Genomic DNA, 13277 nt, shown 5'->3' with positions numbered 1-13277 from the left:
ATTGGGCAGGCAGGCACCGGCTGCGGGCGGGTGGAAAATTCCATCTGATTTCTAGTCGCGATGTGATTCCGGTGACGTTTAGTAGATCGACTCGTATAGAATCTATGATGAACATCGACTTCCTCCCAGACGTGATCGCCGCTACCCAGCAAAGCCAGGGTGGCGGATTCAGCATGTCCTACCTGATTATCATCGGCGGCATGATGCTGCTGAGTATGCTGGTGAGCCACACGCTCAAGCGGCGCTTCCACGAGTACTCCGACATTCCTCTGCCGATGACCGGGCGCGAGGTGGCGGAAAGAATGCTGCGCGACAATGGCATCACGGACGTCCAGGTGATCAGTACACCTGGCCAATTGACCGACCACTACAATCCGATGGATAAGACGGTGAACCTGAGTGAGCCGGTCTACCACATGGCGAATGTTGCGGCGGCAGCCGTGGCGGCGCACGAATGCGGCCACGCGGTGCAGCACCAAAAGGCGTACCACTGGTTGCAGCTGCGCTCGAAGATGGTGCCGGCGGTGAGCTTTGCCAGCCAGATCCAGCAGTACTTGATGTTCGCGTTTATCTTCGGTCTGTTTTACACGGGCTCGGTATGGATGCTGTGGGCGATGGTGATTTCGCTGGCGGTGATCGCTGGTTTCTCGTTGGTCACGTTGCCGGTGGAATTCGATGCGAGTAACCGCGCACTGGCGTGGATGGAGCGCAGCGGCATTGCCGGACGCATTGAGCACGATCGCGCGAAGAATGCGTTGTTCTGGGCGGCGATGACCTATGTCGTCGGTGCGCTCACCGCGCTTGCTCAGTTGGGCTACTGGCTGATGATCCTTCTCGGCCGCCGTGACTAAGGGTGGTTCTCGATGAATTTATCATGCGTCCCATTCCCGGAAATCTCCGGTGGGTGGGGCGCATTTTTATTGGTGGAGGGGAGGTTTTCGGAGCGGCGACGCCTTTCGTTTATTGAGCGCTTTGCGTGAGGTTCCCTGTTTTACGTGGTTAGGTGATTAGGTTTTATGTTTGGAAAATGGTCGCTGCGCTCGGGGTAGGTGTTTTTTAGACAGGATTTACATGATCGACATGATTTGAATCGGTGGAATCTGCGGATCCTAAAAAGCGACTGCGAGTGATGTGATTGGAACCACGAAGGGCATGAGGAGCACGAAGTTTTAGTATGTCTTCCTCTTTGGGTCTTTGGGGACTTTGCGTGAGTATCGGTCACGAGCGACCGGGGATCTGCCAATCCGAGGGGGAGTGGTCGCTGCGCTCCGTTGGGTTTGGTGGCCGGATGGGAAACCGGCGGTCCGAGGGGGCGTTGCGTGTTGCGGAGAGACGAAGCCTCTTTGTGGCTCTTTGTGTTTTTCGTGGCTATTAAACCGGATGATGGCGACGTGGCCCTTTGCGCAGATGACCGGACTTCCTGAATACCGTTCCTGCCAAAAGAAATCTGCGGAATCGGCGTCATCTGCGGATCCGTAAAAGCGATCACGGGTGATGTGATTGGAACCACGTAGGGCAGAGAGATATTGAGAAGCAGAGCCTCTGCGTCTTGGCGGCTCTGCGTGAGTACGAAAAAAGCGCCGCGTCCCGGGGAGGAGGCGGCGCTTGGTGGAAATTGGTGATGATCACTCGTCGATCTTGCGCAGGCGGCTGGCGGCGGACCCGAGGTGGGCGCCGATGGTGTCGCGAGCCATGGTACTGTCGCCCGACTCGATGGCATCGAGGATGCGCTTGTGTTCGTCGAGGGTCATGTTGCGGGTGGTTGGGTCGTCGGCCGAGTGGGCGAGGCGGATGAAGCGCTCGTAGTGAGCGTTGAGCGCCTGGCCCATCATGTTGATGAATGCATTGCCGCAGGTCTCGAGGAGGGACAAATGGAAGCGGATGTCGGCGTTGGCGAAGTCGAGGCCGTTGTCGGCGCTTTCCATTTCGTGGTAGGCCTCCCACATTTTGCTGGCCAAGGCGCTGCGGTCGTCCTGTTCGGCGAGGCGGCTGGCGGCTTCCCCTTCGATGACGATGCGGAAGTCGACCAAGTCCTGAGAGGCATCGCGGGTGCCGGCGAGGCGCGAGTAGGCGACCATGGCCTGGGCTACGTTTTCCAAGCGTCCGCCACTGACGTAGCTGCCGCTGCCATTGATGGTTTCGATCAACCCCTGACCGCGCAGCTGGCGCATGGCTTCACGTACCGCGGTACGGCTGACGCCAAACTCGGTGCAGAGCTTGCCTTCGGATGGCAATTTGAATCCTTCTTCCCAATCGCCGTTGAGGATGCGCTCTTTCAAGCTGTGCTCAACCTTGGCACTGAGGGAAACATGCTCGTCGTGACCTGGTGTGGGGCTCGTTTTGGACATGGCTGCGGGTGGGTGATCGGTCAAAATGTAACTCATGCCTCACGGATTGAGGTTGGGCAAGGGCAACTCTCTTGTGATTACCGTATTATAGATCGGCATAACTTACCCATTTTGAACACAAATCAACCCGCCGGCCCGGAAGGACTGCGGCGGGTTGACTGCGAATCTGAAGCACGAACTCAGATGCTCGGTTAGCTGTAGAGCGGCCCGTAGTTGGTGCAGGCGCGGAAATCGGCGGACTCCTTGTCAGCCGTGCCGTGGCCGGCCCACGAGGATGGGCGGAAGATGCGCTCGTGGCTGACGTTGTGCATGTAGACCGGGATGCGCAGCATGGAGGCGAGGGTGATCAGATCGGCACCGATGTGGCCGTAGCTCATGACGCAGTGGTTGGCGCCCCAGTTGTTCATCACGGAATACGTGTCGGTGAACGCGCCTTCGCCGGTAAGTTTCGGGCAGAACCAAGTCGTAGGCCACGATGGGTTGGTGCGCTCGTCGAGCGCGTCGTGGACGTCTTGCGGCAGCTCGACGGTGACGCCCTCGGCCAACTGAAGCACGGGACCGATGCCTTTGATCAAATTGAGGCGGGCGATGGTGGCGGGCATGCCCCCTTTGGTTGCGTAGCGGGTGCTCATGCCGCCGCCCGGGAAGTATTCGGTGATCGAGGGATGCCAGGTGGTGGCGTCGAGGCAGGCTTTGACTTCGTCGTCGGTGATGTCCCAGAACGGCTTCATCGCAGGTTTGCCGTCGACGGACATTTTGCCGGTGCCGTCGAGTGCCGCCGGTCCCGAGTTGATCAAATGGAGCAGACCGTCGGATGCCGCGCCGGTGAGGTCGTGGCCCGCCACGCGTTTGACCGCGTCCGGTGACCAATAGGTGCGCAGGTCGGCGAAGATCTGTGCCGTGTTGGTGAGCAAGTTGCCAAAGAGCATGGTCACTGCGTTGAGGGCGTCGTTCTCCGTGGCAAACTGATAAGGCGCGCGCTTTCCATTCCAGTCGAAGGACGTGGTGAGAATGGCTTCCATGAAGTCGCCATTCGGGTAGTGGTCGGTCCATTGGCGCTGGCCTTGGAATCCACCGCAGATCGCGTTGCGGCCGTGGGCTTCTTCACCGTAGCCGAGCTCGGCCAGGCGCTCGTTGCCGACCATCAGGTCACGCGCGATGATCGCCATTTTGACTGATTGCTCCCATTCCGAGTCGAGTTGCTCGCGGGAGCGCTGGGTTTCCGGCGAGTTGTAGTCTTTGCCTTCCGGACAGTTCTGCTTCACCCAAGCGAGGGCCTTTTCGTATTCGTCCGGGTCGTAGATGCCGCGTTCCATGCGTCTGGCGACTTCGGTCATGTCGACGGCTTCGACGCGGATGCCGAGGTAGTCTTGGAAGAAGTCGGGATCGACGACCGAGCCGGCGATGCCCATCGACGTGCCGCCCAGAGAAAGATAGGACTTGCCGCGCATCAACGCGACCGACAATCCGGCGCGGCAGAAGGCGAGGATCTTGGCGGCGACGTCGTCCGGGATCGATGTGTCAGAGGCTTCCTGCACGTCACGACCGTAGATGCCAAAGGCCGGCAACCCTTTCTGCGAATGCCCCGCCAACGCCGCGGCAAGGTAGACCGCGCCTGGGCGCTCGGTCCCGTTGAACCCCCAAACCGCCTTTGGTGTGTGCGGGTCCATGTCCATGGTCTCGGATCCGTAGCACCAACATGGAGTCACCGTGAGCGAGACGCCGACATTTTCTTTGCGGAACTTGTCGGCACAGGCCGCGGCTTCCGCCACGCCGCCGATGCAGGTGTCGGCGATGACGCATTCGACCGGCGAGCCATCCGGGTAGCGCAGCGATTGCGAGATCAAGGCGGCGGTGGCCTTGGCCTGGTTCATGGTTTGTTCTTCGAGCGACTCGCGGACGCCGCCGCGGCGGCCGTCGATGGTCGGGCGGATACCGATTTTCGGTAGGTTGTCAGGTGTGAACACGGATTTCATAGTTGGGGGTAATACAGGTTGAATGGGCCTAGTGATGAGCGATGGCGAGGAAACGCTGGTAATGCGCGTCCCATGACTGCTCTGGATCAGGGGTAAAGGTTTTGGTCTCCATCGAGCGGGCGACGATCCCGCGTCCTTCGGTGACGTCGCGGATGGTTCCGGTGGCGACCATTTGGGTGATGATGTTGCCGCAGGATGTGGCTTCGGTAGGTCCGCTTACGACGGGAATCCCGATGGCGTTGGCGGTGGACTGCATCAGCAACTCGTTCTGGATGCCTCCGCCGCCGGCGTGAAGTTGGGCGAATGTGCGTCCGGTCACCGAGCGGAGTGATTCGACCACTTGGCGGTATTTCAGTGCGAGGCTCTCGGTGGCCACGCGCAGGATTTCGCCTTTGGTTTCTGGGACGGGTTGGCTGCTGTTGCGGCAGAATGCCTGAATCTTCTGCGGCATGTCGCCGGGTGTGGCGAATGACGGATCGTTCGGGTCGATGAACGCGGTGTGCGCGGGGGCGGCTTCGGCAAGATCTGCCATCTCTGCGTAGCTCAGATCGTCCCCGTTGTCCGCCCAGTGGCGGCGGCATTCTTGGATCAACCAGAGACCCGAGACGTTGTGTAGCAGGCGCGTGGTTCTGTTGACGCCACCTTCGTTGGAAAGCCCTGCGGCAAACGCATCCGGTGTGGTGACCGGTTTTTCCGACTCCACTCCGAGGATGGACCACGTGCCGGACGAGAGCCAAAGCCCGCCGCGCTCCATCGGGAGCCCTGCCACGGCGGACGCGGTGTCGTGCCCGGCGGATGCCACGACTTTTAGCTTGGCCGGCGCACCGGTTCTGGCAGCGACGGATTCGGTGATCTCACCCAACACCGTGCCGATACGGACGATTTCACCGAAAATGGAGCGGGGGAGCTCCAGTGCGTCGATGACGTCCCACGCCCAGTCGCGGGTTAATGGGTTGTAGAGCTGGCTGGTGCTGGCAATCGATCGTTCGTTGGCCATCACACCGCTCAGCCAGTAGGCGAGCAGGTCGGGAGTGAAGAGCAAACGGTGCGCAATCTGGAAGCACGGGTTGCCTTTGATCCGCTCGGCTAACAGGTGGAGGCTCGAGTTGTAAAATGCCGGTTGGATACCGGTGCTGGCGTAGACCTGGTCGAGCGGGATACGCTCGGACATGGCTTCCTGCATGCCGTTGCTGCGAGGGTCGCGGTATTGGTGGTGGCCGCCCAGCAGGTTGCCGTTGGCATCGAGCAGCGCGTGGTCACAGCCCCAGGTGTCGGTGGCAACGGAGACGAGCGACTCGCCATAACGTTTGGCGGCAATTTGCAGGCCGTCGAGGATGTCGTGGAATAGCCGGGTCGTGTCCCAGTACGAGCCGCCGTTGATCTCGACGCCTTCGTTGCCGAACCGGTGGACTTCATCGAGGCTGAGATGGGCGCCGTCGAATTTTCCGGCGACGAGACGGCCGGATCCGGCTCCTAGATCAATGGCGAGGAATACTTGCATCAGGTGGGGGAGATTTTTGGATGCTTGGGAATTTTTGGGATTATCTCAAGCAGTGATCACTTCGATTCCCAAGTTTTTTAGCGAGTCGGTGATACTCTTGTCCGCCTTGGAGGTGGTGATGAGCGTGCTCAGTTGCGTGCAGTCGCCGAAGAAGAAGGCGGAGCGGCGGCCGATTTTACTTTCGTCGGCTAGCAAGCAGACGTCCTCCGAAGCCGCCATCACGTGCTCTTTGAATGCGGCCTGTCTGGAGTTGCCTTCGCTTACTCCGCGCTGCAGGTCGAGCCCGTTGCCGGAGAAGAACATGCGGTGGATGTTGTAACGTTGCAGCGAGCGCTCGGCGTCGAGTCCGATGAACGAGCGCGAGCGCGATTCGAACACGCCGCCGGTAGAGACCAGCTCCACCGTGCTGATCCCCGCCAGTGCGGAGATGACGTCGTGGGAGTTGGTGATGACGGTGATGGGAAAGTCGGGGAGGTATTGGGTCACTCCAAGCGCGGTCGAGCTGGCGTCGATGAAGATGGTCTCCTCGGGTTGGATGCGCTGTGCTGCCGCTTTGGCGATGGCTTGCTTGGCTTCCCGGTTGAGGAGCTGGCGTTCGGTCAGGGTCAACTCGCGCTGGCCGCGGCGCGCGGGAACGGCGCCACCGTGCGTGCGCACCAGTACGCCTTGGCCTTCCAAGAGCTCCAGGTCCTTCCGGATGGTCTCGTCGGTGACTTCGAGTTCATCGGCGAGCTCCTTGGTGCGGACCGAACCCTGGGACGCAATCTTGTTCATGATCTGGTGGTGTCTCTCGGCGGCAAGCATGGTGGAAATCTGCGTTTGGTTGGGTTTATTTGGGAAAATCTTGATTATGCGTTGACTTGTCAATCGCAATATGGGAAATCGACTCGGATCGAACGAAATTTTTCATGGCTGGATCCTTCAATCAACAAACACCTCGCGCCGTTGTCGAACACTTGGTTCGGGAGCGGGTCTATCGGGAAATGGGATTGCCGTTGCCGCGTCAGGCGAAGGCGCCAAATGGCTTGGTAGTAAATGTGAGTGCCCGTCATTGCCACCTGACCCAAGAGGCGGTGGAAGCTCTATTCGGGCCGGGCCACCAGCTGACGCCGGTCAAAGACCTCTACCAACATGGTGCCTATGCCGCGGCTGAGGCGGTGACCTTGATCGGTCCGCGCAGCCGGGTGATCTCGAACCTGCGGGTGCTCGGTCCGTGCCGCGATCTCAACCAGATCGAGCTGGCGTACACTGATGCGATCTCGCTGGGCTTTGATATTCCCACCCGGATGTCTGGCGATGTGGCGGGGACGCCGGGCTGCATGCTGATGGGGCCGAACGGCTACTTCAAAATGGAGGAGGGCGTGATCCGCGCCGCGCCGCATGTGCACATGCACCCGGATGACGCGGCGTATTACGGCGTCTCCCACATGGACAAAATGAAACTCAAGGTCCACGGCGAGTGCGGTGTGACCTTCGACAACCTGGTCGTGCGCGTGGACGAGAGCTTCAAGCTCGAGGCGCATATCGACACCGATGAAGGCAATGCCTGCGGGCTCAAGCCGGACACATTTTGCGAGCTGATCAAGTGAATCTCAGCGCGCTAACCATCAACCAATACCACTAACACAAAACTACCATGAACAAGGCTCTGGGTATGATCGAAACAGTAGGCTACGTCGGCAGCGTCGAGGCATCGGATGCGATGGCCAAATCGGCGGACGTGGAAATCGTCAAGCAGGTGCAGATCGGTGCGGGCTACCTCACGATTCTCGTGCAGGGCGATGTCGGCAGCGTGAAGTCCGCTGTTGATGCCGGTGCGGAAGCCGCCGCGCGTGTCGGCGAGTTGGTCAGCGCGCACGTCATCGCCCGTCCGGTAGCTGGCTTGCTCAAGCAGTTCGGGATCTAACCACCGATCGATAAGAAACCTTCCACAATTCAAAAGGAGAAAGTTATGGCAAAACAAGCACTTGGAATGATCGAAACCAAAGGGCTCACCGCGTTGATCGAAGCATCGGACGCAGCAATCAAGGCTGCGGATGTGACGATGACCGGATGGGAGAAAATCGGCTCGGGACTCGTTTGTGGGTTCTTTGTCGGCGACGTCGCTGCGGTGAAAGCTGGCGTGGATGCCGGCGCGGAAGCTGCAGCGCAGGTGGGCGAAGTGAACTCGGTGTTGGTGATCCCACGCCCTCACGAGGATTTGGGCAAGCTTGGTCCTTGGATCAAGTAACTGATCCGTCAGCGCATTTCATACTGATCTGATCGCCGTGCGAATTCTGATTGCCAACCTGGGGTCCACCTCATTCAAGTACCGTCTCTACAGGGTAGAGGGCGGCACCGAATCCGTGGTCGCGTCCGGTGGTTACGAGCGTGTCACCGATTATGCCGATGTGATCCGCCAGGCGCTGGACGCATTGGTGGCCGACGGTGCGGTTGACGAGCCATCGCAGATTGATGCGGTGGGATTCAAGACTGTGCTGGGCAAGGATTTGTCGGGTTGTGTCGATGCCGATGACTCGGTGATCGCCGCGCTCGAAGGCTTTGCCGCCGTGGCACCAGCGCACAATCCGCCGTATGCGGAAGGGATTCGTCAGTTTCAGCACTTGTTGCCGCAGGCGCGATTGATCGCATTGTTTGAGACTGCGTTCTACCAGTGGGTGCCGGAAGCGGCGACGTGGTATGCGGTTCCGAAAACGTGGCACGACGCCGGGATCCGCCGTTATGGGTTCCACGGCGCCAGCCACAAGTTCATTGCCGAGCGATCGGCGGAACTGCTCGGGCGCGACGACGTGGCTAAGGTGGCGCGGGGATTGTACACCGATGGCCCTCGCGAGGTGGCCGGCGCTCCGTTGCGGGTGATTTCGTTTCACCTGGGGGGCAGTAGTTCGGTCACGGCGATCCGCAATGGTGTCGCGATCGGCACCAGCATGGGGTTCTCTCCGCAGAGCGGGTTGCCGCAGAACAACCGGGTAGGGGATCTCGACTCGGGGGCGCTGCCTTATGCGCTCAAGACATTCGGCATCACGTTGGATGAGGCCGAGCGCGTGCTGACCAAGGAGTCCGGCTTGCTCGGAGTTTCCGGTGTGAGCAACGACCTGCGTGACGTGAGGGCAGCTGCCGATGATGGGAATGCCGACGCACAGCGTGCGATCGAGTTGTTGGTCCACTCGGCGCGTCAATGGGCATCGAGCTTTTTGTTCGATCTCGGCGGGCTCGACGCCTTGGTCTTTACCGCTGGGATCGGCGAGCACAACGCGTGGCTGCGCGATGCGATTTGCCGTGGGCTCGAGGGCTTTGGCGTGGAGATCGATCCAAAACGCAATGCCGACTGCCGGGGCGGCGAGGCGGTGGTCAGCAGCGACGCCTCCAAGGTTCGCGTGCTGGTTATCCCGGCAAACGAGGAGCTCGTGCTGGTGCGCGAGGTCCAACGCAAGGTCGCCGGATGTGCGACCTGCAAATGATTCATTTTCTAACCAAACCAACCAAATATTATGGCTAATAAAGCAATTGGAATTCTAGAAACCCGTGGACTCACCTGCCTGGTTGCTGGTGTTGATGCGATGCTCAAATCCGCAGACGTTCAACTCGCCGCGCCGATGCAGCAGATCGGTAGCGCGATGTGCAACGTGGTCGTCGAGGGCGATGTGGCCGCTGTGAAGGCGGCGATTGATACCGGTGCCGCCGCCGCTTCCCAAATCGGCGAAGTGATCAGCGCCCACGTGATCGCACGCCCGGATGAAGCGATCAGCGACGTGCTGCCAACAACCGCAGCCAAGGGCAAGTAACGCCACGGCGGCCCGATGAACAGATCGGGCGGGCCGACAGGCACCAGGTCTTACCTTATTTCAACTCCCAGATCCCATGTTTCTAGCAAAAGTCATCGGCCACGTGGTGGCCACCAAGAAAGACGAGAGCATGAGTGGCAAGAAGCTGCTGATGCTGCGGCCGCAATTGGTCGATGAAAAGGATCCGACGCGCTTCCGCGATGGGTCGAACACGATTGTCGCGGTGGACAATGTGGGAGCTGGAGAAGGGGAGTTGGTGATGTTTGTCCAGGGAAGTTCGGCGCGGTTGGCGGAGGGGCTCAAGCCCTTGCCGGTGGACGCCGCGGTGATCGCGATCGTGGATTCGGTCGACGTCCAGGGAAGCAAAATCTATCGCTGCAACGGGTAAAGAAAGGTATGAGAACAATCGATCAAGACACATTGCGCGGGGTGGTGGAAGACGTGATCGCCCGCCTGGGAGTCATCGAAGGGCAGGCACCAAGCGCACCTGCGCCTGCGGCATCAGCGCCAGCGCAAGCGTCGGCGGAGAAGCCCTGCGCCAAGGCACCGGGTGTGGGGGGCACGTATGGTGTGTTCAAGCACGTGTGTCAGGCGTCGGAGGCGGCGCATCAGGCGTTTCTCCAGCTCAAGGAGCTTGGGGTGGAGGGGCGTGCCAAAGTGATTGAGATCGTCAAACGCGTTTGTTTGACCAACGCCGAAGCGTGGGGACGGTTTGAATTGAACGAGACGAAGATCGGCCGCCTCGACCACAAGATCGAGAAGTTGCAGATTATCGACAAGGTGCCGGGGGTCGAGTGGCTGCGGCCGGATGCGATGAGCGGCGACTATGGGATCATGCTCGAGGAGTACGCGCCTTTTGGTGTGATCGGGGCGATCCTGCCGGTCACCCATTCGGTGCCGACCTTGACCGGCAATGTGATCAACATGGTGGCAGCTGGCAATGCGGTGGTTTTCAACCCGCATCCAGGCGGAGCCAAGAGCGCGGCAATGGCGGTGCGCGCCTACAACCAGGCGATCGAAAAGGAGCTCGGGATCTCGCATCTGATCTGCACGATCGAGGAGCCTACCATCGAAACGTTCGATAAAATTTGTAACAACCCACACATCGCGCTGCTGGCCATCACCGGTGGCCCTGCCGTGGTAGAAGCTGCGATGAAGTCGGGCAAGCGCTCGATCTGCGCCGGTCCCGGCAATCCGGTGGTGGTGGTGGATGAAACCGCCAACCTCGATAAGGCAGCGGAATGCATCATCGCTGGTGCTGCCTACGATAACAATTTGCTCTGCATCGGTGAGAAGGCCGTGTTTGTGGTGGACTCCGTATTTGAGGCGTTCCTGCAGCAGATGGAGCGAGCCGGCGCCGTGCGCTTGAACGGAGCACAGCTCGAGAAGCTCGGTGATGTGGCGTTTTCAACCGTCGACGGCGGCGGTGGGTGTGCGCAGAAGGTACTCAACCGCGACCTGATCGGTGCGGATGCGGCGGTGCTGGCGAAGCACGCGGGCGTCACGGTTCCATCCAAGACAGAGCTGCTTTTTGCCGAGGCTCCGCTCGAGCATCCGTTTGTGCAAAAAGAGCAAATGATGCCGATGCTGCCAGTGGTGCGCGTTCCTGACTTTGAGACCGGGGTGGCGCAGGCCAAGGAGACCGAGCACGGCTACCGCCATTCGGCGATCATTCACTCGACCAATGTCGACCGCATGACCTACATGGCGCGAGCTTTGGATACCACGATCTTCATCAAAAATGGCTCGTGCGTGGCGGGGCTCGGATTGGGCGGCGAAGGCTACCTGAGTTACTCGATCGCCACGACCACGGGGGAAGGGATCACCACACCGAAGACATTCACCCGCACACGCCGCTGCGTCATGGTCGAGAACCTGCGCATCGTGTGATGCCACGAGGCTCAAGTCTGACAATTTCCCATCGCTGAACTGATCAACCCTATGCTTCACGCCCAAGTCGTTGGAAACGCAGTCGCATCTACCAAGCACCCGTCGTTGGGTGGCTTCAAGATGTTGCTGGTGCAACCGTTGGATGCCGACGGTGCAGCCGCGGGGACGCCGATTGTGGCGCTCGATACGCTGGGTGCCGGCTTGCACCAACGGGTGGTCGTGAGCAGCGACGGCATCGCCGCCCGCGGACTAGTCCACGATGAAAAGTCACCGGCCCGCATGTTCATCCAGGCAATCATTGACGAGGTAGAGGCATGAGGATCGGACACGTTATCGGCAGAGTGGTCATGAACACCCAGGAACCGTCGCTCGATGGCGGCCGCTGGTTGTTGGTGAACCCTGTGGACGCCGGGCAGCTCAACGATTGCCTCACCCAAGCACCTGCCATCACCGCCCAGCCGACACTGGTCGTGTACGACGCCGTTGGAGCGGGGCAGGGCGACATTATCGGGTTTGTCGAGGGAGCGGAAGCCGCCGCGCCATTCGACCGACCCACACCCATCGACGCTATCAGCGTCACGATTTTTGATTCAATCCATTACCAGCCTGTTAGCTAGTATGAAGAAGGTATTTACCGAACGAGACATCCAGCAAATGCTGCGCAGCGGCATGAGCCTCGACACCATCCCCGCGGGGGCGGTGCTCACACCGTCGGCGCGTGATGCGATCCGCGCAGCGGGCAAACAAGCACCGGCATACGCATCGGGGCAGGGAATTAAGTCCGCCCCATCTGCCGCCGACCGATTTCCACCGTTGCCACCCGGCGTGCCGACCGTGCCGCCGGAGCCGATTGTCCCGAGTTTTGAGTATCACTGGCCTGCCGGGCAGGACCCTCAGACGCCCGAGGAGATCCAGCGGTTCTTCTATTCTCCGGAGATCCAGAAGTTGAAGGAGGCCATCGTGCACGTTGGCCACAAGATGTGGATGCGCAATATGGTCGACGGCAATGGCGGTAACATCACGGTGCGAGTCGGGGACAACTTGGTGCTCTGCACGCCGACCCTGCGCTCGAAGGGGGAATTGGTCGCCGATGACATCGCGCTGGTTGATCTCGACGGGAATCAGAAAGCCGGCTGGCGCAAGCGAACCAGTGAGGCGAACACGCACCTGGCGATCATGAAGTTGCAGCCGAAGGCCAAGAGCGTGATCCACGGACACCCTCCGTATTCCACGGCTTACGCGGTGGCGGGGATCGAACCGCCGACCTGCCTTTGCTCGGAAGCCGAAATCTTCACCGGACCCATTCGCCTCGTGCCGTACCAGACGCCGGGTAGCCCGGAAAATGCGTCGGCGGTGGCGGAGATCGGAAAAGACAACCCCGCCATCCTGCTCGCTAACCACGGCGTGATGACCTGGGGCACGGACGTGGAGGATGCTTATTGGAAGTTGGAAAATATGGAGACCGCCTGCCAGACCGTGTGGGTGGCAAGCCAGCTCAATGGCGGCAAGCTCCAGCGCATCCCGAGCGACAAGATGCAGGATATCTTCGACATCCGGCGCTCGATCGGGATGGAGGATCCTCGCGAGGGGATGAAGGAATGTGAGTTGTGCCACGACGATTTCCGCCCTGGTACGTTCACCGCAATCAGCCCCGCGATGGTCGATGACTCGGCCGACTTCGTGCCGGATGCCGAGGCGTTGGTCAAACGCATCACCGACGAGATCATGGCGGCCAAGAAATAGCCCGACGCCCCAGCGTCGCACTTCTCCCTAATTA

The 13277-nt window shown here is 60.2% G+C and carries 15 protein-coding genes; 11 read left to right on the top strand and 4 right to left on the bottom strand.

All coding sequences use genetic code 11. From position 1 onward, the window contains the following. The first annotated feature begins 104 nt into the window (after window positions 1-104). Window positions 105-851, top strand: a complete 747-nt coding sequence (locus G3M56_RS11860) for a zinc metallopeptidase (protein WP_235203423.1) — start codon at window positions 105-107, stop codon at window positions 849-851. 774 nt (window positions 852-1625) lie between these two features. Here G3M56_RS11860 and G3M56_RS11855 read toward each other — a convergent pair. The 4 genes from G3M56_RS11855 to G3M56_RS11840 form a co-directional block, all read right to left on the bottom strand. Continuing rightward, complete coding sequence (locus G3M56_RS11855) at window positions 1626-2348, bottom strand: FadR/GntR family transcriptional regulator (protein WP_164363798.1); 723 nt, start codon at window positions 2346-2348, stop codon at window positions 1626-1628. 191 nt (window positions 2349-2539) lie between these two features. Beyond that, window positions 2540-4324: an L-fucose isomerase gene (locus tag G3M56_RS11850; RefSeq protein ID WP_164363796.1), complete on the bottom strand. Its 1785-nt coding sequence runs from the start codon at window positions 4322-4324 to the stop codon at window positions 2540-2542. A 28-nt stretch (window positions 4325-4352) separates the two neighbouring features. Beyond that, window positions 4353-5825 (bottom strand): rhamnulokinase, encoded by a 1473-nt coding sequence (locus G3M56_RS11845; protein ID WP_164363794.1) that lies wholly within the window; start codon window positions 5823-5825, stop codon window positions 4353-4355. Between the two features lie 45 nt (window positions 5826-5870). Further along, complete coding sequence (locus G3M56_RS11840; protein WP_268839997.1) at window positions 5871-6629, bottom strand: DeoR/GlpR family DNA-binding transcription regulator; 759 nt, start codon at window positions 6627-6629, stop codon at window positions 5871-5873. A gap of 104 nt (window positions 6630-6733) precedes the next feature. On the opposite strand from G3M56_RS11840, the gene pduL reads away from it, so the two are divergent. The 10 genes from pduL (at window position 6734) to G3M56_RS11790 (ending at window position 13243) form a co-directional block, all read left to right on the top strand. Beyond that, entirely contained in the window at window positions 6734-7414 is a 681-nt protein-coding gene (gene pduL, locus G3M56_RS11835) for a phosphate propanoyltransferase (protein WP_164363790.1), read from the top strand. A 47-nt stretch (window positions 7415-7461) separates the two neighbouring features. Continuing rightward, window positions 7462-7731 (top strand): BMC domain-containing protein, encoded by a 270-nt coding sequence (locus tag G3M56_RS11830; protein ID WP_164363788.1) that lies wholly within the window; start codon window positions 7462-7464, stop codon window positions 7729-7731. 45 nt (window positions 7732-7776) lie between these two features. Then, window positions 7777-8055: a BMC domain-containing protein gene (locus G3M56_RS11825; RefSeq protein WP_164363786.1), complete on the top strand. Its 279-nt coding sequence runs from the start codon at window positions 7777-7779 to the stop codon at window positions 8053-8055. A 37-nt stretch (window positions 8056-8092) separates the two neighbouring features. After that, on the top strand, window positions 8093-9286 hold the full coding sequence (locus tag G3M56_RS11820; RefSeq protein WP_164363784.1) for an acetate/propionate family kinase: 1194 nt from the start codon (window positions 8093-8095) through the stop codon (window positions 9284-9286). 30 nt (window positions 9287-9316) lie between these two features. Next, on the top strand, window positions 9317-9610 hold the full coding sequence (locus G3M56_RS11815) for a BMC domain-containing protein (RefSeq protein ID WP_164363782.1): 294 nt from the start codon (window positions 9317-9319) through the stop codon (window positions 9608-9610). Window positions 9611-9686: 76 nt separating this feature from the next. Beyond that, the gene (locus tag G3M56_RS11810; RefSeq protein ID WP_164363780.1) at window positions 9687-9998 is read left to right on the top strand and encodes a EutN/CcmL family microcompartment protein; all 312 of its coding nucleotides are present in this window, start codon (window positions 9687-9689) and stop codon (window positions 9996-9998) included. 8 nt (window positions 9999-10006) lie between these two features. After that, complete coding sequence (locus G3M56_RS11805; protein ID WP_164363778.1) at window positions 10007-11500, top strand: aldehyde dehydrogenase family protein; 1494 nt, start codon at window positions 10007-10009, stop codon at window positions 11498-11500. 51 nt (window positions 11501-11551) lie between these two features. Continuing rightward, entirely contained in the window at window positions 11552-11818 is a 267-nt protein-coding gene (locus G3M56_RS11800; RefSeq protein WP_164363776.1) for a EutN/CcmL family microcompartment protein, read from the top strand. Window positions 11819-11847: 29 nt separating this feature from the next. Then, window positions 11848-12117 carry a EutN/CcmL family microcompartment protein gene (locus G3M56_RS11795; protein ID WP_164363774.1) on the top strand — a complete coding sequence of 90 codons (270 nt, stop codon included), beginning with the start codon at window positions 11848-11850 and terminating at the stop codon, window positions 12115-12117. A 1-nt stretch (window position 12118) separates the two neighbouring features. Then, window positions 12119-13243 (top strand): class II aldolase/adducin family protein, encoded by a 1125-nt coding sequence (locus tag G3M56_RS11790; RefSeq protein WP_164363772.1) that lies wholly within the window; start codon window positions 12119-12121, stop codon window positions 13241-13243. Window positions 13244-13277: the final 34 nt, after the last annotated feature.

Source organism: Sulfuriroseicoccus oceanibius (assembly GCF_010681825.2).
Classification (GTDB): domain Bacteria; phylum Verrucomicrobiota; class Verrucomicrobiia; order Verrucomicrobiales; family SLCJ01; genus Sulfuriroseicoccus; species Sulfuriroseicoccus oceanibius.
The sequence above is the reverse complement of the archived record's forward strand: the minus strand, read 5'-3'. Positions and strand labels throughout refer to the sequence as shown.